This window comes from Dyella amyloliquefaciens (assembly GCF_004296575.1).
Classification (GTDB): domain Bacteria; phylum Pseudomonadota; class Gammaproteobacteria; order Xanthomonadales; family Rhodanobacteraceae; genus Dyella; species Dyella amyloliquefaciens.
In genome coordinates, this window is sequence record NZ_SAYT01000001.1 from 997,532 (window position 1) to 1,015,353 (window position 17,822).

Genomic DNA, 17,822 nt, shown 5'->3' on the forward strand with positions numbered 1-17,822 from the left:
CGGCGGGAGCCACGCGAATAGTGTCAACAGGCCCTGGTTCCTCAGCCCAGCCAGCGCCACGCGAGATACACGAGTGGCGCACATACCAGCAGGAACGGCACCGAAACCTGGTGAAGCAGCCGACCACCGCCGGGCTGCTTCGCCAGGCGCAAGGCGATGAGGTTGGCCAGCGAGCCGATGGCCAGCCCGAAGCCACCTACGTTCACCGCCACCGCCAGGGCCATCGTGTCGGGCGCGTGGCGCAGGAACAGCACGGTGGCGGGCACATTGCTGATCATCTGCGAGGCCACGATGCCGCTGACGTACAGCGTGAGCGGCTGATCCAGATCCAGGCTGTCGAGTGCGTGTTGCACGAATGGCAGTTCGGAAGCGTGCCCAAGCCCCAGGAAAATGGCGGCGAAGGTGGCCAGCAGCAGCCAGTCGACGCGCGCCAGCGTGCCGCGCTCCAGCAGCGCGAACGGCACCAGCAGGAGCAGTGCACCGAGCACGGCGTGGTTGTGCTCCATCATCAGCACCATGCTTGCCAGTGCGGTTACGGACAACGCGGCTTGCGCTACCGAGATGGGGTGACCGTCGATATCCTCCGCGTGCAGCATCACGCGATCGCGTGGCAACCACCACCAGGTCAGCAGCACCAGCAGGGCGAACATGACGCCGAACGCCGGCAGCATCGCCAACACGAACTGCAGGAAAGGCAAGTGCGTGTACTGCCACACCAACAGGTTTTGCGGATTGCCGATCGGGCTGAGCGTGGAGCCCGCGTTCACGGCCAGTGCTTCGAGTACCACCATCCGCATCACCGGCATGTTGGAGATGCGGCCGATCGCCACCGTCAGCGGCACGATCAGGAACAGGCTCACGTCGTTGGTGAGCACCATGGCGAGCACGGCCGTCGTGCTTACCAGCAGCAGGCCCAGCATGCGCAACGAATGCGCGCGCGCCACCATCGCGGCCGCCACATGCTGAACCAGCCCGCTGTCGCGGATGCCCTGGATGCAGATGAGCAGGCCCAGCAAGCCTGCGAGCGTCGGCAGCTGCAGCCAGCGCTGCTGATCGGAAAGCGGCCGTGGATCGACCACAGTCAGGACGATCGTCAGCAACAGGAATCCGAGGAGCAGCCAATCCTGTCTGATGCGCTTGAGCACCCGCGTAAGCGGGCCTTCTACGTGACTGGCATCGTCGTTTGCAATGCCCACTCAGTTTTCCCGTAGCAGGCGCATGGGCGAGGTATGGCTCACGCGACGCGTGCCGGCCAGGCCCAGCAGCATCACCACGGTGGCAGCGACCAAGGCGGCGAGCAGCAGCGATCCCAGCGGCGGCACGAAGTTGTCGATATGGAAGATGGCGTGGCCAAGCCACAGTCCGGTACCAGCAGCACCGAATGCCGCGGTGAGGCCTGCCACCAGACCGAGCAGGGCGAACTCGCATGCCGCAGCGGCGCGCAGCTGGCTGCGGCGTGCACCCAATGTGCGCAGCAGGGCGGCTTCGTGCCGTCGCTCGTGCGCGCTGGCGGCGAGCGCGGCGGCCAGCACGAGGGCACCGGCCAGCAGGCTGAAGCCGAGCACCCAGCGCACGGCGCCGCTGACCTGGTTCACGATGTCGCGTACGCGATCCAGCATCGCGTCCACGTCGATGAGGCTGAGGTTGCTGTAGTCGCGCGACAACTGCGCCAGCGAAGAGGCGTTGCCGCGCGGCAGGTAGAAGCTGGCGATCCAGGTGTGTGGCAGCTCGCTCGCGTGGGCCGGATCGAACACGAGGAAGAAGTTCACGCGGAACGACGTCCAGTCGACCTTGCGGATGCTGCCCACGCGCGCATCGATATGGCCTTCGCCCACGTTGAAACTCATCACGTCGCCGACCTTCAGGGCAAACATGTCGCGCCACATGGTATCGATCGACACCTCGGCCTGCGCCGGGTGCTCGCCATGCCACTGGCCGGCGACCACCTGGTTGCTGGGTGGCAGCTCCGAGGCCCACGACAGGCGCAGCTGGCGGTCGGCCCAGTCCTTGGCGCGCTCGTCCTTGAAGCCGAGCTGGTCGATCGGGTGCCCATTGATCGCGGTGAGCTTGCCCACCGCCAGCGGCAGCATGTTGAGTTTCTGGCCGCCCATGGTCGCGAGTGAGTGTTCGAAACCGCTCCTCTGGTCATCCTGCAGGTTGAGCACGAACCAGTTCGGTGTGTCCGCCGGCAGCTCGCGTCGCCAGCCCTCCAGCAACGCTGGCGCGACGATGGCGAGCAGCAGCAGGGCGACCAGGCCCAGGCTCAATGCGGTGGCCTGCAGCAGGCTCATGCTGCGGCGCCGAGCCAGTGCGGCGAGGCCCAGGCGCAGCGCGGGATGGGCACCGGGCGCCACGCGCCTGGCAATCCACAGCAGCAGCGCCGATAGCAGGGCAGCCACTACCGCAACGCCCACCAGGCTGGCCGCGAGGATGCCGGCCAGCTTGGCTGAGCCGCTCTGGCTCCAGATCAGCAGCAGGGCGACCAGGGCAGGCACCAGGTACAACGCATCGAAACGACGCACACGGCGCGCGGCGCTCTCGCGGAACACCGCCACGGGAGGTACCTCCGCCAGTCGCGTCAGCGGCGGCAGGGCGAATCCGGCGAGTACGGCGAGCCCCATCACGGCGGCTGCGGTGGCGGGCCCGAGCGGCAGCGTCGTGGGCACGGTCGTGAACATCTGGCTGGCGAAATGCCAGGTGAGCTGGGCGAGCCCCAGCGCCACCACGCCACCGACTGTCACGGCGGGCACGGCAAGCAGCCCCAGCGTACCCACCAGCAAACCAAGGACCTGCCGGCGCGGCGTACCCAATGCGCGGAGCAGAGCTACTTCATTCGTCTTGCGGCGTGCATAGCGCTGTGCGGCCATCGCAATGGCCACGCCAGCCAGCAACGCCGACAGCAGTGCGGTGAGCCTCAGAAACGCGCTGGCGCGGTCGAAGGCGCTGCGCATGCGTTCCTGGGTTTGCTCGGGCGTGATCAGTTCGGCGCCTTGAGGCAGGGTCTGTTCTCCGACCCAGTTGCGCCAGCCCTGCACCGCATCCGGTTCGCCTGCGACAAGCAGGTGATGTCGCGCCCGGCTGCCCACGCCGAGGAGACCTGCCTGCTCCGCATCCGTAATGTTCATCAGCGCGCGGGGCGCCATCGCCACCAATTCACCGCCATCGGGCTGGCGCAGCAGTTCGCCGGCGATGCGCAGGTCGCGGCCGCCCAGTTGCACGGCGTCGCCGAGCTTGAGGTTCAGGGCGACCAGGGCGCGGTGATCCAGATAGACCGTGCCGGCAGCGGGGCCATGGCCGACCACGCTCCGGCCCTGCGCATCGAGCAGCTCCATGGTGCCGCGCAACGGATAGGCTGCATCGGTAGCCTGCACGTCGAGCAACTGGCTTTGCTCGTGCGCGAACGCCACGCTGGGGAAACTCGCGTTGCGCGTGACATGCAGCCCACGCTGTGCCGCCTGCTCGGCGTAGCTTGCCGGCAGCGCCTGGGGCGAGCTGATGCCGACGTCGCCGCCGATCAGTTCCGCGGCGCTGGCCAGCACGCCGCGCTCCATCCGTGTGGACAACGTGGCGACCACGCCCAGTGCCACCACGGCCAGCACCAGCGATGCGCCCAGCGTGCGCAACTCCGGCAGATGCCATTCGCGGCGCAGGGTGCGCAGGGACAGCGTGAGCAGCTTCACGAGGTGCGCTCCGGCAAACGCAGGAGCAGGCTCATTGCGCCACCGCCGCGTTGGCGCGCGGTGCGATCACGCGACCATTGTCGAGTTCCACCTGGCGCGTGCAGCGGGCGGCCAGCTTGGGGTCGTGCGTAACCAGTACCAGGGTGGTGCGGTGGTCATGGTTGAGCGAGAACATCAGGTCGCTGATGTGGTGGCCGGTGCGCTGGTCGAGATTGCCGGTGGGTTCGTCGGCGAACAGCAGGCGCGGGCGATGCACGAACGCGCGGGCGATGGCCACGCGCTGCTGCTCGCCGCCGGAAAGCTGTGCGGGATAGTGGCGGCGGCGGGTAGCCAGTTCCACGGCCTCCAGTGCCTCTCGGGCTCGGGTGCGGGCATCGTCGCGACCCTCCAGCTCCAGCGGCAGCATCACGTTCTCTTCGGCTGTAAGCGCCGGCAGCAGGTGGAACGACTGGAACACGAACCCGACCAGGCGCCGACGCAGGTCGGCGCGTGCTTCCTCGTCCAGGGTTTCCAGCGCGTGGCCGTCGAGCGAAATGCGCCCGCGGCTCGGCGTGTCGAGTCCCGCCAGCAGGCCGAGCAGGGTGGTCTTGCCCGAACCCGATGCGCCGACGATGGCGAAGCTTTCGCCTTCGCGCACCTGCAGCGATACGTCGGTGAGGATGTCCAGCCTCCCCTCGGGACCCTGGACCGACTTGCTAACATCGATGGCATCCAGAAGAACACCGTTGGAAGAAGCGGAGGCACTGCCACTCATGCGTCGAATCCTTTGTTGCCTGGTCGTATTGCTGGGCGCCATCGCCGGTACCGCCCAGGCGGCCCCGCCGAAAATCGTACTGGTGCTGGGCGATTCCTTGTCGGCCGCGCACAACATTCCGGTCGAGTCCGGCTGGGTGCATCTGCTGGGCGACCGTCTTGCCAAGATGGAGCCGGGCTGGACGGTGGTCAATGCCAGCATCAGTGGCGAGACCTCGCTGAGCGGTCGCCATCGTCTCCCCGCGTTGCTGGAGAAATATCACCCGGCCGTATTGGTGATCGAGCTGGGCGCCAACGATGGGCTGCGCGGCCTGCCGCTGGCGCAGTTGCGCGAGAACCTCGCCGCCATGGTCGATGCTGCCCAGCAGGCCAAGGCCCGGGTGCTGCTGCTGGGCATCGAGCTGCCGGTGAACTACGGCCCGCAGTACCGCGACGGCCTGCGCGCCGTCTACGCCGATGTGGCCAGGGACAAGAAGACCGCCCTGCTGCCGTTCCTGCTCGATGGCGTGGCGCTGAAGCCCGAGCTGATGCAGGAGGATGGTCTGCATCCCATCGCCTCCGCCCAGCCTCGGGTATTGGACAACGTTTGGGCGCCGTTGACACCGCTGTTGCGTTAAGGTGAACACGCTCACAACCCGGCGTGAATCGCGCTGGGAATTTTCACGCGGTCCTCACGATGCGGGTCGTTAGCTGTTCACCTTTGTGAAGTCAGCTGCAGGAGGTAGGGATGAGCGCGCGCGACGAACAATCCGGCCTGATTCTTTTGGTCGAGGACAATCGCCAGATCGCCGAGATGGTCGGCGAATTCCTTGAGCGCAGGGGTTACTCGGTCGACTACGCCGCCGATGGCGTGAGCGGCCTGCACCTGGCGGTCTCCAACAGCTACGACGTAGTGGTGCTCGACCTGATGCTGCCGGGCATGGACGGCCTGGATGTGTGCCGCAAGCTCCGCCGCGATGCCAAGAAGTCCACGCCGGTGCTGATGCTTACCGCGCGTGACACCCTGGAAGACAAGCTTGTGGGTCTGGAAGCGGGCGCGGATGACTATCTGGTCAAGCCGTTCGAGGTGCGCGAACTGGAAGCGCGCCTGCGTGCCCTGATCCGTCGCGATCGTCGCCAAGTGTCCACCGAAATCCTCACCGTGGGCGACATGACGCTCGACACGGCCACGTTGCGCCTCGTGCGCAGCGGGCAGGAGCTCACCGTCTCGCCGATCGGGCTGAAGCTGCTGGCCATCCTCATGCGTGAATCGCCGCGCGTGGTCAGCCGTCGCGACATCGAACGCGAGATCTGGGGCGACACGCTGCCCGACTCGGACACGCTGCGTTCGCACCTCTACAACCTGCGCAGGGTGATCGACAAACCGTTCGACCGTCCGCTGCTGCATACCATCCACTCCGCCGGGTATCGCCTTGCCGATCTTGAATCGGAGGTTGCCTCCGCCTCGCTGCCGGCATGACCGTACCCACGAACTGATATGGCTAGCAGGGGTCCTGCGCGGCCCGCGCGTTTCCTGAAGCGCGGGCTGTTCCATCGCCGTCTCGCGATCATCTTCGGCCTGCAGATGCTGGCCCTGGTGCTCGTGTGCCTGATGGGCGTGTACAACGTGGCGCCCGTGGAAGCCGTGCTGGTGCTGATCGTGATCATCAGCGTGTTGGCGTGGCTGGCTGCGCGGCGGCAGTGGTCGCCGGTAAGCCGGCTGGCGCGTGCCGTAAGCGACTGGGACGAGCAGTCGATGGATATCGACAACTGGCGGCCCGACCAGTTGCCCGGCCGTACCGATGCTGATGTGGTGACCCTGGCCAACAGCCTCTACGGCTTTGCCAACCGTATCGCCGGCTACAACCAGCGCGAGCGCAACTTCACCCGCGATGCCAGCCACGAACTGCGCAGCCCGCTGACGGTGATCAAGATGTCCGCCGACATGCTGGCCGACGATCTTTCGTTGGGCGAATTCGGCCAGCGTTCGGTCCAGCGCATCAAGCGCTCGACGCGCGAGATGGAAGCGTTGGTCGAAGCCTTGCTGATTCTTGCGCGCGAGTCAGATAACGGACTCACCGAAGAAGACTTCATCGTCAACGACGTGATCCGCCACGAGCTGCCCGATGTGCTGGCCATGCTCGAGGGGCGCCCCATCACGCTCGAGCTCGAAGAGCCGGCCCGCTTCGCGCTTCATGGTTCACCGCGTGTCTTCTCGGTGCTGTGCTGGCAGCTGATCCGTAACGCCTGCCAGCAGGCGGAAGGTGGCACGGTGGTGGTCACGGTGATGCCAGGCGTGGTGACGGTGACTCATCGCGGCGAAGCCGCCGCGCCCATGGCGGCGAACCGCCATGGTTTCGAGCTGGCTATCGCCCAACGCATCAGCGAACGCTTCCATTGGCCGCTGGAACTGCAGACGCGCGAAGACCGCAAGCATGTCGCGCGGATACGGTTCCCCGAGTCGGTGCTCGTGGCCTCCTGATGGGAGGCGCCGGCTGCCGGCGTTCGCTGTAGCAACGACTGTCGAACGCGGACCTTCCGGTCATCGCGAACTGATGTCATGCAAGAACGTGCTGCGCGGAACGATCGTTCCGCGCAGCTTTGCTCGAGCAGTTACTTTTGCAGTGAAGGGCTGATGGCGAACGCGCAGCCCGTCTTCGCCTTCACGTCGTCCAGCGTCACGCCGTCGTGCATCTCGATCAGGGTCAGGCCCTTGCCCTTCTCGACCGAGAACACGCACAGGTCGGTGATGATCAGGTCCACGCATTCCTTGCCGGTGATGGGCAGGTCGCACTGATCCTTGATCTTGGGCGAGCCATCCTTCGCGGTGTGCTCCATCAGCACCACCACGCGCTTGACGCCGCTCACCAGGTCCATGGCGCCGCCCGGGCCCTTCACCATCTTGCCCGGTACCATCCAGTTGGCGAGGTCGCCGGTGCAGGACACTTCCAGGCCGCCAAGGATCGACAGGTCGATGTGGCCGCCGCGGATCATCGCGAACGACTCGGCGCTGGAGAAGAAACTCGAGCCGGGCAGGGTGGTGATGGTCTGCTTGCCGGCGTTGATCAGGTCCGGATCGACGTGCGCCTCATCCGGGAACGGGCCGATGCCGAGCAGGCCGTTTTCCGACTGCAAGGTGACGTCCATGCCCGGCGGAATGTAGTTCGCCACGAGCGTGGGAATGCCGATGCCCAGGTTCACGTAGAAACCGTCGCGCAGCTCCTTGGCGGCGCGCTGCGCCATCGCCGTGCGGATCGGGCTTTCCTTGCCGGTGTTGGCGCCGGCGATGGTGCGGAACTCGATGCGCTTTTCGTACGAGGGGCCCTGGATGATGCGGTCGACGTAGATGCCCGGGACGTGGACGTTTTCCGGATCAAGCGCGCCGACTTCCACCAGCTCTTCCACTTCCGCCACGCAGACCTTGCCGCAGGTGGCGATCATTGGATTGAAGTTGCGTGCGGTCTTGCGGAACACCAGGTTGCCCAGGCGGTCGCCCTTCCATGCCTTCACGATCGACACGTCGGCGTGGATGGCTTCTTCCAGCACGTACTCCTTGCCGTCGAAGACCTTGGTTTCCTTGCCTTCGGCCAGCTTGGTGCCAAACGCCGTACGCGTGTAGAAGCCGGGGATGCCGGCGCCGCCGGCGCGCAGCTTCTCGGCCAGGGTGCCCTGGGGTACCAGGTGCAGCTCCAGTTCGCCGGCCAGCACCTGGCGCTCGAATTCCTTGTTCTCACCCACGTAGGAGGCGTATACGCGCTTCACCTGGCGGGTCTTGAGCAGCGGGCCCATGCCGAAGTCATCCACGCCGGCATTGTTGCCGGCAATGGTGAGGCCCTTGGTGCCGGCCTTCAGCAGCGCGGCGATCAGATTCTCGGGGATACCGCACAGGCCGAAGCCGCCAGCGGCGATGGTCATGTCGTCGAACAGCAGCCCGTCGAGAGCTTCTGTCGCGCTTGCATACACCTTGTCCATTGAGATGCCTTCTTGCAGGGAGAGCCAGTGGTAAAGGATACGACGAATCGGTGACCGGACATGCTGTACGAAGGTCCCAAGGGGCGCCCCCCTCACCTGGGAGGGTGGGCCAGCCATACGCGACCGGACTGCGCGCGAAATTGCCGCCCCCAGGCTTGACCGACTTCGATTACGCGTGTAAACATTGAATCGCTTACACACGTAAACGGTGCATGCATGGCCATCAGCGAAGCCGAAGCGATCATCATGGAGGTGCTGTGGCGCGCGTCGCCACGCAGCGCCGAGGACATCCTGGCCGAGGTCGGGCCGCAGCAGGGCTGGCAGGAGGGCACGGTCAAATCCCTGCTCAACCGCTTGCTGAAAAAGAAAGCCGTCAAGGCTGAACGCGACGGGCGCCGTTACCTCTATGCGCCGCGGTTGCCGCGCGAGCAGTACGTCTCACAGGAGAGCAAGGGTCTGCTTGATCGCCTGTTCGGTGGTCGCGTGGCGCCGCTGGTGGCCCACTTTTCCGAACAGCGCAAGCTATCGAAGAAGGACATCGCCGAGCTTCGAAAGCTGCTGCAGGAGCTCGACGATGAGCAGCCTTGAATCGTGGGTGGAAAACCTGGCTGCACCGCTGGGCATGCTCCTGCTGGTGTTCACCCTGGGTAGCTCGCTGGTGCTGCTGTTGCGAGGGCCGGCCCGGCGCGCATTCGGCGCGGAACGCGCGGCACAACTATGGTGGTTGCCGCTGGCGATGTTGGTGGCGTGCCTGCTGCCCCATCCCGCCTCGATGGCCCCTGGCGCCGGTAGCCTGCCGCGCATGGTGGTGATGATCCAGTCGGTTACGGACGAGTTCTCCCGGGATGCCAGTTCGCCCACCCATCTGCCGTGGCGTGTGCTGGTCCTGCTGCTGTGGTTGGCCGGTGTCCTGGTTTTGCTGTTGGGGGCGGCCCTCGCGCAGCGGCGTTATCGACATCGCCTGCGCACGGCGGTCGCGGTCACCGGGTGGCCCTGCCGCTGGCCGATTCGGCGGGCAGAGTCCGTGGATATCGGGCCGGCGTTGGTTGGCGCGTGGCGCGTCTGCATCGTGCTGCCGGCGGACTTCGAGCATCGCTACGAGTACGACGAACAGGTACTGGTCGTGGCCCATGAAAGCATGCATGCGCAGCGCCGCGATGGTTGCTGGTGCCTGCTGGCTGGCCTCGTGCTGGCCTTGTTCTGGTTCCACCCGATGGCCTGGTGGTGCTGGCGCGCCCTGCGCCAGGACCTGGAGCTCGCCTGCGATGCCGCGGTGCTGCGGCAGTCGGGCGTCACGCGTCGGCGCTACGCCGATGCCTTGTTGAAGACACAGCCGGCGGCATGGGCGCTGCCGGTGGGTTGCAGTTGGTCATCACAACATCCCCTGATGGAGCGTATCGCCATGTTGAAACTGCCAACGCCGGGTCGCCGGCAACATCTCCTGGGCACCACCCTGGGCGCCTTGTGGCTGGCCTCTGCCGCCGGCTGGGTTTATGCCGCCAGTACGCCGGCTTCAACGCCTGTGCCTGGGGCGGCAGCGTCGCACGAATACCAGTTGGATCTGAAGCTCGCATTCACCACCGACGGCGAGCAGCATCGCCATACAGAGCGCTCGACGCTTGCCCTGTGCATGGCCGATGGCCAGGCCGGTGAGGTGCGCGTGGCGGACTGGACGGTGAAGGCGATCACCACGCCGTCGAGTAACGGCACGGTGGCCATCGACTTGTCGATGAGCCGCGCAGGCGCCGTGCTTGCCCATCAGCAATTGCAGGGGCCGTTGAACACCTCGATGCATGCGGTGCATGAAGACAGCAAGGGCGGCGACAGCTATGTCGTCGATGTCGTTCCACGGGCAGGCTGCCCGGCACGTGCGGCTGCGGAAACATCACCATCGATCAACGAGCACGTGGTCCATGGGCAGGTGCGGGACGTGGCGCAATCGGTGGCATCCAAGGCGGGCTGGACGCTGGCCAATCCCGATACGCTGGGGAATGGTGTCATCAGCCTGAACTTCGAGGATGTGCCCGCCCGCGAGGCCATGCGCCTGGTGGCTGCAACGGTGAACATGCAGCCGGTATTCGAAGGCAAGCAGGTGCGCTTCGAGCCGAAGTAGGGCGGATATACTGCCCTCACTTTTTCGAGGGAACCGCGCTGTGAAGTCCTGCCGTATTGTGGCCGCCGTTGCGGCGCTGGGGATCGCCACCATGACTCACGCTGCCTCGCCGGTGCTGGTGATCCACGGCGGGGCCGGCGTGATCAAGCGCGAGATGAGCCCGGCACGTGAGAAGGCCGTGCGGGCGGCCCTGACCCAGGCGTTGCAAAAGGGCTACGCCCAGCTGAAGTCGGGCAAGACGGCAGTCGACGCCGTAGCGGCGGCCATCACGGTGCTTGAGGACGATCCCAACTTCAACGCCGGCAAGGGTTCGGTATTTACGCACGACGGCAAGAACGAAATGGACGCGGCCATCATGGACGGCGCCACGCTGGGTGCCGGCTCCATTGCCGGTGTTCACCGCGTGAAGAACCCCATCCTGCTGGCGCGTGCCGTGATGGAAAAATCCGATCACGTGATGCTGGTGGGCGACGGTGCGGAGGAGTTCGCGAAGACGGTAGGGGTCGAATTGGTCGATCCTTCCTATTTCCGCACTGAAGAGCGCTGGCAGCAGTTGCAGAAGGCGCTCAAGGAAGACGCGGACAAGGTCAAGCATTCGGACGTAGAAACGGCCAAGCACTTTGGCACGGTCGGCGCGGTGGCGCTGGATGCCGATGGCCACTTGGCGGCCGGCACCTCGACCGGCGGCATGACGGACAAGCGCTGGGGACGTGTCGGTGACTCGCCCATCATCGGCGCAGGTACTTATGCCAACTCTGGCTGCGCCGTGTCAGGCACCGGCTGGGGCGAGTACTACATCCGCACGGTGGCTGCGCATGAAATATGCATGCGCGTCACGCAAATGCGCGTGCCGTTGAAGCGCGCGGCCGCCGAAGTGATCAATCAGGAAATTCCGTCGATGGGCGGCAACGGTGGCGCGATTGCGCTGGATGACAGCGGCCACATCGCCATGCCGTTCAATACCGACGGCATGTATCGCGGCTGGATCGGCGCCGATGGCGTGCCGCACGTGGCGCTCTATGGTGACGAGGACGACGGCACGGCGGACCCGCTGCCGGGCGATGCCGGATCGCAGAACCCGTTGTAACGACGGGTCGGAGCGAACCTGACGGAGGCGAGAAAGGCCAGCCGCGATGGCCGCCTTTCTCGAATCACTTGCTCGTCAATCGTCGCTTTCGGGGCGCTCGCGCACGGGGTGCTTGCTCAACTTGCGCTGCAGCGTGCGGCGATGCATGCCAAGTCGACGGGCGGTCTCGGAGATGTTGCCGTCGCACTCGGTGAGCACGCGCTGGATGTGTTCCCACTCCAGCCGGCGTAGGGCCAGTGGCGCTTCGGGGGCATCGACCAGGTCGTCGTCGCCCGTGCTGGTGTCGCCATCGAGCAGGGCGCGAACCACGGCGTCGGCGTCGACCGGCTTGGACAGGTAGTCGTGTGCGCCGCGCTTGATCGCTTCCACGGCGGTGGCGATCGAGGCGTAGCCGGTCAGCAGGAGTACGCGGATTTCCGGCACCAGTGCCTGCAGTTCGGGAATCAGGCGCAGGCCGTTCTCGTCGCCCAGCTTCAGGTCGAGCACGCAGTAGCGAGGCTGGTGCCGGCGGGTCAGTGCGCGTGCCTCGTCAGCATTGCTTGCAGTAATCACCTCGAACCCGCGCGAGCTGAGAGCACGCGCAAGAACACGGGCGAAGGTGGCGTCGTCATCGATGATCAGGAGTTGCTGGTCGCTCATGGGGGTCTCCACGGCACGGGGGCCGGACGAGCACATTCTCACCGGTGCGGCAACGCATGCACATGTGGCCATGTGCCACTGTGGCTATCCGCCACAGTTAAGGCAACACGGACTAAGTATCGCCGTCGTCACCTGCCCTGTCTGTTCGCAGGTCACAGGGCCGTTGGAGAAGGCAGACTGGCCGTCTGTTGAGACAACGGACCGAAGGCCTGCGGACAGACAGGGCAGGCCCCACAACCGCTCGAATTTCCAAGAATGGGGTGATGTCTGGAAGGCCCACCGGCTGCGCCGCGCGGCTTGGCAAGACGGCCAGTCTTCCCGGCGCCACGCGGCGCAGCCGGTGGGCCTTCCAGACATCATGACAACGGCGATACTTAGTCCGTGTTGCCTTAATTATGGCGCGGCCACCACCGTGAGGGGCAGGCGCAGCCGCATCTGGGCACCGCTGCCGGTATTGCTGGCGGTCAGTTCACCCTCGAGGCGTTCGGCCGTGGCTTCGGCCAAGGCAAGGCCAATGCCCAGGCCCGTCTGCTTGCCTGATCGACCCAGCACACCCAGCTCATCGGTATCGGTGAAGCCCGGTCCATGGTCGATCACGATCAGCTCCAGCCAGCCGCCGTCGCTGCGTACGGTCAGTGCGACGGCCTGGGAGTGGTTGATCGCGGAGGCGTCGGCCGCGTTGTTGAGCAGGTTCAGCAATGCATGGCGCAGGCCCGGGGGCGTACGCAGCACCGTGCGTGAGGCCTCCTGGTCCATGGCCAGGGTGAGATCCGCTTCGGGGCGCAGCAGCTGGAAGCGCTCCAGGCAGCCGTGGATGAAGCGGTCCACCGTGAGCAGTTCGGGCTCCTGCGAGAGCTGCGCTTTGCCGAAGGCCACCATCTCGCGAAGGATCGTGCGGCAGCGGTCGACCTGGCCTTCGAGCAGCTCCAGGTCTTCGGCCAGCGCCTTGTCTTCGGCATGCTCACGACGCAGCTCGGGGAGCAGGGTGCGCATGGTCGCCAGCGGTGTATTCAGCTCATGCGCGGCGCCGGCAGCCTGGGTGGCGATGGCGAGGATGCCCTCGTCGCGCAGGGCACGCTCGCGCACCCGCTGCATTTCCAGCTGCTGGAAGCGCAGGGAACGGGCCAGGCGCTTGATGAAAAAGCCCAGCAGCAGGGCCATGATCACGAAGTTCACGCCCATGCCGATGACATGCAGGGAAAAGCCGCTGGCGGTTTCGCCGTCCATTGGTCCGGGAAGCGGCACGTACCAGAACAGCAGCACGACGTATGCGGCGCCGACGAGCGCTGCCACCGACAGCACGGCGCTCACCGGAAGTGCGGCTGCCGTCAAGGCGATCGGGATGATCAGCAGCGTGATGAACGGATTGCTGGCGCCGCCCGTGAAGTGCAGCAGGTAGCCCAGGATCAGCGTATCGACCGCCACATGCAGGATGGTTTCCCACTGCTTGATCGGCCAGGGCTGCGTCAGGCGCCAGGCGGCGAATACCGCGAACACCGCCAGCGAGCAGATGCCGACCATCAGCGGCAACAGCTGGATATCCAGTTGCATCCACAGCGCACACACGAGTACCGCGGTGCTCTGGCCTGCGATGGCGCAGATGCGCAGCCAAGCAAGGCTGCGGAAGAGGGGGCGGGGACCGATGCGCTGCTGGGAGCTGGAGCGTTTCATGGGCGCGATAGTAGTAGGTTTGTGCACACGCCTCGGTCGGAAGCAGGCCGGTGCGTCCTTGCGTCGCGCCGCCCCCCAAAACGACGAAGCCCGCCGTCAGGCGGGCTTCGGGAGGATCAGACCTCTTCGCTGTGCACGGCCGGAAGCGGCGTATGCGCTTCGGCGTGACTGCGGGACAGCCGGTTCATCAGCGGCAGCATCACCAGCGCGATCACGGTGCAGCCCACGCCCACGAAGCCGAGCTTGTTGAACAGGCCCACGTAGATGTTGAGCGACTCGACCGGGCTGCTGATGTTCTCCGGCATGGCGGCGAGGTTCGCCACCACGCTGCCCAGGTACTGCGAGATGCCCACGGCCACGTAGTAGGCACCCATCATGAAGCCACCCATGCGTGCCGGCACGTAGCGCGCGATCATCGCCAGTCCCAGGCCGCTCACCAGCAGTTCGCCCAGCGAGTACAGGCCGTAGCCCCAGATCATCGTCCACGACGACACCTGGCCGTCTACCGCGCTCAGTGCGCCGAAGCCGTACATGAAGAAGCCCAGCGCCACCGCTGCGAAGCCGAAGGCGAACTTGGTCGCCACCGACGGATCCTTGCCCGCGCGGCCGAGCGTGTTGTAAATCGCCACCAGCACCGGGCTCAGGATCACGATCCAGATCGCGTTGAGGTTCTGGTACTGCTCGGGAATCCAGTTGAACAGGTGGACGCCGAACACGTCGAACGAGAGATTCACGTTCTTCTGCGCGAACAGGTTCAGCGAAGTCGCCATCTGCGCATAGAAGATGAAGAAGAAAATGGTCTGCACGGTGAGCACCAGTGCGGCGATCAGGCCGGAGCGCTCGCTCTTTTCCGCGTTGCGGATCAGGTGCGCGAAGATGCCCAGGATCACGATGCCGGCGAGGTAGACGCAGATCTTCGCGGCCAGCAGGCTCTGCAGGATGAAGGCAGAGACGAACACCAGCACCAGCGAAGCGCCGAACAGCGCGAGCACCCGGTTCATCTTCAGCCGCTGCTCGTCAGCCGGTGAGCCGATGTGGGCCAGCGTGCGGTGCATCAGCCAGTAGTTGACCAGGCCCAGCACCAGGCCCACGGCACAGGCGCCGAACGCGGTGTGCCAGCCCATGGCATCGCCGTAATGGGCGCCCACGTAGTCGCGGATCCACGGCGTGGCAGTCATCGACAGCATCGAGCCGACGTTTACCGCCATGTAGTAGATGGTGAAGGCACTGTCGATGCGGACGTCGTCGCCCTCATAGATCTTGCGCACCAGGTTGCCGGCGTTCGGCTTGAAGAAGCCGTTGCCGACGATGATCACGCCGAGCGAGCAATAGAGCAGCGTCGGGTTGTCCGAGGGGATCCACAGCATCATGTAGCCAAGGGCCAGCACGACCGCGCCGGTGACCATGGTGCGGCGGGTGCCGATGAGCTTGTCGCCTACCCAGCCGCCAATGGCGGGCGTGGCGTAGATCAGGGCGGCGGCCGCGCCCCACACGAGGTTGGCCTTGGTGTCGATGAAGCCGAGCTTCTTCATCATGTAGGTGACCATGAGCACCTGCATGCCGTAGAAGCCGAAGCGCTCCCACATCTCGATCAGGAACACGGTGCTGAACGAGCTGGTCTGGGAGACCGGTGGATTCTGGGTTGCCATTCAATTGTCCGTACTGCGGTTCATACAACGACCGCCAGGCGGTCGGCTCGCGTCACCCGGAAACGGGCCACAAAAACCCGTGAAGAGTAACCGATCCGTCATTCAGGTCTCGTTGCGATGCCGCATACAGGAAACTGCGACACGGACGGGCGGAAAGGGCTGTGGCATCATTGCGCGCTTATGCCCGCCGGACGGGTGCGGCCCGGCCGCGAGCTCACGAGGACAACACCATGGCCGCCACCGGTTTTCGCGGACCCCGACAGATCTGGAATGCCTTCAAGTGGTCCATGAAGGGCCTGCGGGCGGGCTGGGTGCACGAGGCATCGTTCCGGCTGGAGGTCTGCCTCGCCGTGGTACTGGTGCCGTTGGGGCTGTGGCTGGGTAACAGCCCGCTGGAGAAGATCGCCCTGGTCCTGCCGCCCATCCTGGTGCTCTCGGCCGAGCTGCTCAATTCGGCGGTGGAAGCGGTGGTGGACAAGGTCAGCCCCGAATTCCATGAGTTGGCGGGGCGGGCCAAGGACATGGGTTCTGCCGCGGTATTCCTGCTGCTGATGCTTACGGCCTTGAGCTGGGGCCTCATTCTCTGGCCCCGCTGGGGTTAAAGGTCCGTTGTGGGAGCGCACCCTGTGCGCGACCGCGTTGCCACGGACTACCGCTTCGCAGGCTCGTCGCGCACAGGGTGCGCTCCCACAGGTAGTGCGGGGGCAACGATTGCGCCCGTCACAGCGGAATGCTGCAATGGCAGCTCCACCGGATCGGAGCGCCCCCATGAAACTTCTTCGTACCCTTGCATTGCTGCTGGTCGTCGCCGGCCTGTCGGGCTGCGGCTACAACGCCATGCAGCGCCAGGACGAGGCGGTCAAGGCGGCCTGGTCCGAGGTGCTCAACCAGTACCAGCGTCGCGCCGATCTGGTGCCCAACCTCGTCAACACGGTGAAGGGCTACGCCCAGCACGAGGAAAAGGTGCTTACCGAAGTCACCAATGCGCGAGCCAAGGTGGGCAGCACGCAGCTGACCACCGACGACCTGAACAATCCTGAGAAGCTCAAGCAGTTCCAGGCGGCACAAGGCGAGCTGTCCAGCGCGCTGTCGCGCCTGATGGTGGTGAGCGAGAACTACCCGCAGCTGAAGGCCGACGGCCTGTTCCAGAACCTGCAGGCACAGCTGGAAGGCACCGAGAATCGCATCACCGTGGCGCGCAATCGCTACGTGCAGTCGGTGCAGGAGTACAACTCGATGATCCGCACCTTCCCGAACAATCTCACGGCCAAGATGTTCGGCTACCAGGTGAAGCCAAACTTCTCGGTGGATAACGAGAAGGCGATTTCCACGGCGCCGACGGTCGATTTCGGCAATACGCCCGCTCCGGCTACCTCGGCGCACTGATCATGATCCGGCGCTGCACGCGCCTGCTGCTGGTACTGGCGATGGCCCTGCTGTCGCCGGCGCTTCTGCATGCGGCCGACGACGTTCCCAAGCTCACGCGCCACGTCACGGACCTGACCGGCACGCTCACGTCTCAGCAGGTCGACCAGCTCGATGCGCAGCTGGTGGCGCTGGAGAAGGCCAAGGGCGCGCAGCTGGTGGTGTTGATGGTGCCCACCACGCAGCCGCAGGAGATCGCCGAGTATTCGCTCGCCGTGGCCGAGGCGAACAAGATCGGCCGCAAGGGCACGGACGACGGCTTGCTGCTGCTGGTGGCGAAGAATGACCATCGCGTGCGCATCGAGGTGGGTTATGGGCTCGAAGGCGCGATTCCCGACGCGGCGACGGCGCGCATCATGCGCGAATACATCGCGCCGAAATTCCGCGTCAACGATTATTTCGGCGGCATCAACGACGCGCTTGGCGCGCTGACCCAACTGGTGAACGGCGAGGCGTTGCCTCCGCCGGTGGAAGGCAGCCAGCGTGCGCACCGCGGTATCGACTTTGGCCACATCCTGCTGATCGGCGTGTTCGCCGCCTTCTTCCTGCGCAGCATCTTCGGCCGTTCCGCCATCTGGCTGCGCACGCCATTGGGCGCGGCGCTGATTGGCGGCTTGCTGTGGTTGCTCGCCGCCTCGATCGGCGCGGGCATCATGGGTGCCTTGATCGGCGGTGTGCTGATGCTGTTGCCGGCCGGCGCGGGTCGTTCCATCGGCGGGGGCGGCTGGGGCGGCTTCGGTGGCTGGGGCGGCGGTGGCTTTGGAGGAGGCAGCGGCGGCGGCTTCGGTGGCGGCGGTGGTTTCAGCGGCGGTGGCGGCAGTTTCGGTGGCGGTGGTTCATCGGGGAGCTGGTGA

General features: G+C 65.6%; 16 protein-coding genes. 9 read left to right on the plus strand and 7 right to left on the minus strand.

The features are described from left to right. Positions 1-41: 41 nt before the first annotated feature. The 3 genes from EPB08_RS04110 to EPB08_RS04120 form a co-directional block, all read right to left on the minus strand. The gene (locus tag EPB08_RS04110; RefSeq protein ID WP_130617911.1) at positions 42-1,133 is read right to left on the minus strand and encodes an SLC13 family permease; all 1,092 of its coding nucleotides are present in this window, start codon (positions 1,131-1,133) and stop codon (positions 42-44) included. Between the two features lie 63 nt (positions 1,134-1,196). After that, positions 1,197-3,680, minus strand: coding sequence for an ABC transporter permease (locus EPB08_RS04115; RefSeq protein WP_130617754.1), 2,484 nt, complete (start codon positions 3,678-3,680; stop codon positions 1,197-1,199). A 31-nt stretch (positions 3,681-3,711) separates the two neighbouring features. Continuing rightward, entirely contained in the window at positions 3,712-4,434 is a 723-nt protein-coding gene (locus tag EPB08_RS04120; RefSeq protein ID WP_130617755.1) for an ABC transporter ATP-binding protein, read from the minus strand. Here EPB08_RS04120 and EPB08_RS04125 point away from each other — a divergent pair. From EPB08_RS04125 to EPB08_RS04135, 3 genes are all read left to right on the plus strand, one after another. Beyond that, positions 4,433-5,050 carry an arylesterase gene (locus tag EPB08_RS04125; RefSeq protein ID WP_130617756.1) on the plus strand — a complete coding sequence of 206 codons (618 nt, stop codon included), beginning with the start codon at positions 4,433-4,435 and terminating at the stop codon, positions 5,048-5,050. The two genes, EPB08_RS04120 and EPB08_RS04125, sit on opposite strands and share 2 nt — an antisense overlap. 110 nt (positions 5,051-5,160) lie before the next feature. Continuing rightward, positions 5,161-5,892 carry a response regulator transcription factor gene (locus tag EPB08_RS04130; protein WP_130617757.1) on the plus strand — a complete coding sequence of 244 codons (732 nt, stop codon included), beginning with the start codon at positions 5,161-5,163 and terminating at the stop codon, positions 5,890-5,892. Between the two features lie 18 nt (positions 5,893-5,910). Continuing rightward, positions 5,911-6,894: a sensor histidine kinase gene (locus EPB08_RS04135; RefSeq protein ID WP_130617758.1), complete on the plus strand. Its 984-nt coding sequence runs from the start codon at positions 5,911-5,913 to the stop codon at positions 6,892-6,894. Between the two features lie 131 nt (positions 6,895-7,025). On the opposite strand, the gene EPB08_RS21370 is transcribed toward EPB08_RS04135, so the two are convergent. Then, on the minus strand, positions 7,026-8,384 hold the full coding sequence (locus EPB08_RS21370) for a 3-oxoacid CoA-transferase (protein WP_130617759.1): 1,359 nt from the start codon (positions 8,382-8,384) through the stop codon (positions 7,026-7,028). 216 nt (positions 8,385-8,600) lie between these two features. Between EPB08_RS21370 and EPB08_RS04145 the strand changes: the two genes are divergently transcribed. From EPB08_RS04145 to EPB08_RS04155, 3 genes are all read left to right on the plus strand, one after another. After that, complete coding sequence (locus EPB08_RS04145) at positions 8,601-8,972, plus strand: BlaI/MecI/CopY family transcriptional regulator (RefSeq protein ID WP_130617760.1); 372 nt, start codon at positions 8,601-8,603, stop codon at positions 8,970-8,972. Further along, positions 8,959-10,497: a M56 family metallopeptidase gene (locus EPB08_RS04150; protein WP_130617761.1), complete on the plus strand. Its 1,539-nt coding sequence runs from the start codon at positions 8,959-8,961 to the stop codon at positions 10,495-10,497. The genes EPB08_RS04145 and EPB08_RS04150 overlap by 14 nt, the downstream gene beginning before the upstream one ends. A 91-nt stretch (positions 10,498-10,588) precedes the next feature. Next, the gene (locus EPB08_RS04155) at positions 10,589-11,584 is read left to right on the plus strand and encodes an isoaspartyl peptidase/L-asparaginase family protein (RefSeq protein WP_130617762.1); all 996 of its coding nucleotides are present in this window, start codon (positions 10,589-10,591) and stop codon (positions 11,582-11,584) included. Positions 11,585-11,659: 75 nt separating this feature from the next. Here EPB08_RS04155 and EPB08_RS04160 read toward each other — a convergent pair whose 3' ends face one another. The 3 genes from EPB08_RS04160 to EPB08_RS04170 form a co-directional block, all read right to left on the minus strand. Then, entirely contained in the window at positions 11,660-12,223 is a 564-nt protein-coding gene (locus tag EPB08_RS04160) for a response regulator transcription factor (RefSeq protein WP_130617763.1), read from the minus strand. Between the two features lie 393 nt (positions 12,224-12,616). Continuing rightward, entirely contained in the window at positions 12,617-13,894 is a 1,278-nt protein-coding gene (locus tag EPB08_RS04165; RefSeq protein WP_130617764.1) for an ATP-binding protein, read from the minus strand. Positions 13,895-14,010: 116 nt separating this feature from the next. Next, the gene (locus EPB08_RS04170; protein WP_130617765.1) at positions 14,011-15,543 is read right to left on the minus strand and encodes a peptide MFS transporter; all 1,533 of its coding nucleotides are present in this window, start codon (positions 15,541-15,543) and stop codon (positions 14,011-14,013) included. Positions 15,544-15,773: 230 nt separating this feature from the next. On the opposite strand from EPB08_RS04170, the gene EPB08_RS04175 reads away from it, so the two are divergent. The 3 genes from EPB08_RS04175 to EPB08_RS04185 all read left to right on the plus strand — a co-directional run bounded on the left by EPB08_RS04175 (position 15,774) and on the right by EPB08_RS04185 (position 17,822). After that, positions 15,774-16,145, plus strand: coding sequence for a diacylglycerol kinase (locus EPB08_RS04175; protein ID WP_130617766.1), 372 nt, complete (start codon positions 15,774-15,776; stop codon positions 16,143-16,145). Between the two features lie 166 nt (positions 16,146-16,311). Continuing rightward, a complete protein-coding gene (locus tag EPB08_RS04180; RefSeq protein ID WP_130617767.1) occupies positions 16,312-16,929 on the plus strand; it encodes a LemA family protein in 618 nt (205 codons plus the stop codon). 2 nt (positions 16,930-16,931) lie between these two features. Beyond that, positions 16,932-17,822, plus strand: a complete 891-nt coding sequence (locus tag EPB08_RS04185) for a TPM domain-containing protein (RefSeq protein WP_130617768.1) — start codon at positions 16,932-16,934, stop codon at positions 17,820-17,822.

What these genes read in the sequence shown, in the direction of transcription:
- EPB08_RS04125 (WP_130617756.1), top strand. Translation starts at nt 4,433, where the DNA reads ATGCGTCGAATCCTTTGTTGCCTGGTCGTATTGCTGGGCGCCATCGCC.
- EPB08_RS04155 (WP_130617762.1), top strand. Translation starts at nt 10,589, where the DNA reads ATGACTCACGCTGCCTCGCCGGTGCTGGTGATCCACGGCGGGGCCGGC.
- EPB08_RS04145 (WP_130617760.1), top strand. Translation starts at nt 8,601, where the DNA reads ATGGCCATCAGCGAAGCCGAAGCGATCATCATGGAGGTGCTGTGGCGC.
- EPB08_RS04120 (WP_130617755.1), bottom strand. Translation starts at nt 4,434, where the DNA reads ATGAGTGGCAGTGCCTCCGCTTCTTCCAACGGTGTTCTTCTGGATGCC.
- EPB08_RS04180 (WP_130617767.1), top strand. Translation starts at nt 16,312, where the DNA reads ATGAAACTTCTTCGTACCCTTGCATTGCTGCTGGTCGTCGCCGGCCTG.
- EPB08_RS04170 (WP_130617765.1), bottom strand. Translation starts at nt 15,543, where the DNA reads ATGGCAACCCAGAATCCACCGGTCTCCCAGACCAGCTCGTTCAGCACC.
- EPB08_RS04185 (WP_130617768.1), top strand. Translation starts at nt 16,932, where the DNA reads ATGATCCGGCGCTGCACGCGCCTGCTGCTGGTACTGGCGATGGCCCTG.
- EPB08_RS04165 (WP_130617764.1), bottom strand. Translation starts at nt 13,894, where the DNA reads ATGAAACGCTCCAGCTCCCAGCAGCGCATCGGTCCCCGCCCCCTCTTC.
- EPB08_RS04175 (WP_130617766.1), top strand. Translation starts at nt 15,774, where the DNA reads ATGGCCGCCACCGGTTTTCGCGGACCCCGACAGATCTGGAATGCCTTC.
- EPB08_RS04160 (WP_130617763.1), bottom strand. Translation starts at nt 12,223, where the DNA reads ATGAGCGACCAGCAACTCCTGATCATCGATGACGACGCCACCTTCGCC.
- EPB08_RS04135 (WP_130617758.1), top strand. Translation starts at nt 5,911, where the DNA reads ATGGCTAGCAGGGGTCCTGCGCGGCCCGCGCGTTTCCTGAAGCGCGGG.
- EPB08_RS04130 (WP_130617757.1), top strand. Translation starts at nt 5,161, where the DNA reads ATGAGCGCGCGCGACGAACAATCCGGCCTGATTCTTTTGGTCGAGGAC.
- EPB08_RS21370 (WP_130617759.1), bottom strand. Translation starts at nt 8,384, where the DNA reads ATGGACAAGGTGTATGCAAGCGCGACAGAAGCTCTCGACGGGCTGCTG.
- EPB08_RS04150 (WP_130617761.1), top strand. Translation starts at nt 8,959, where the DNA reads ATGAGCAGCCTTGAATCGTGGGTGGAAAACCTGGCTGCACCGCTGGGC.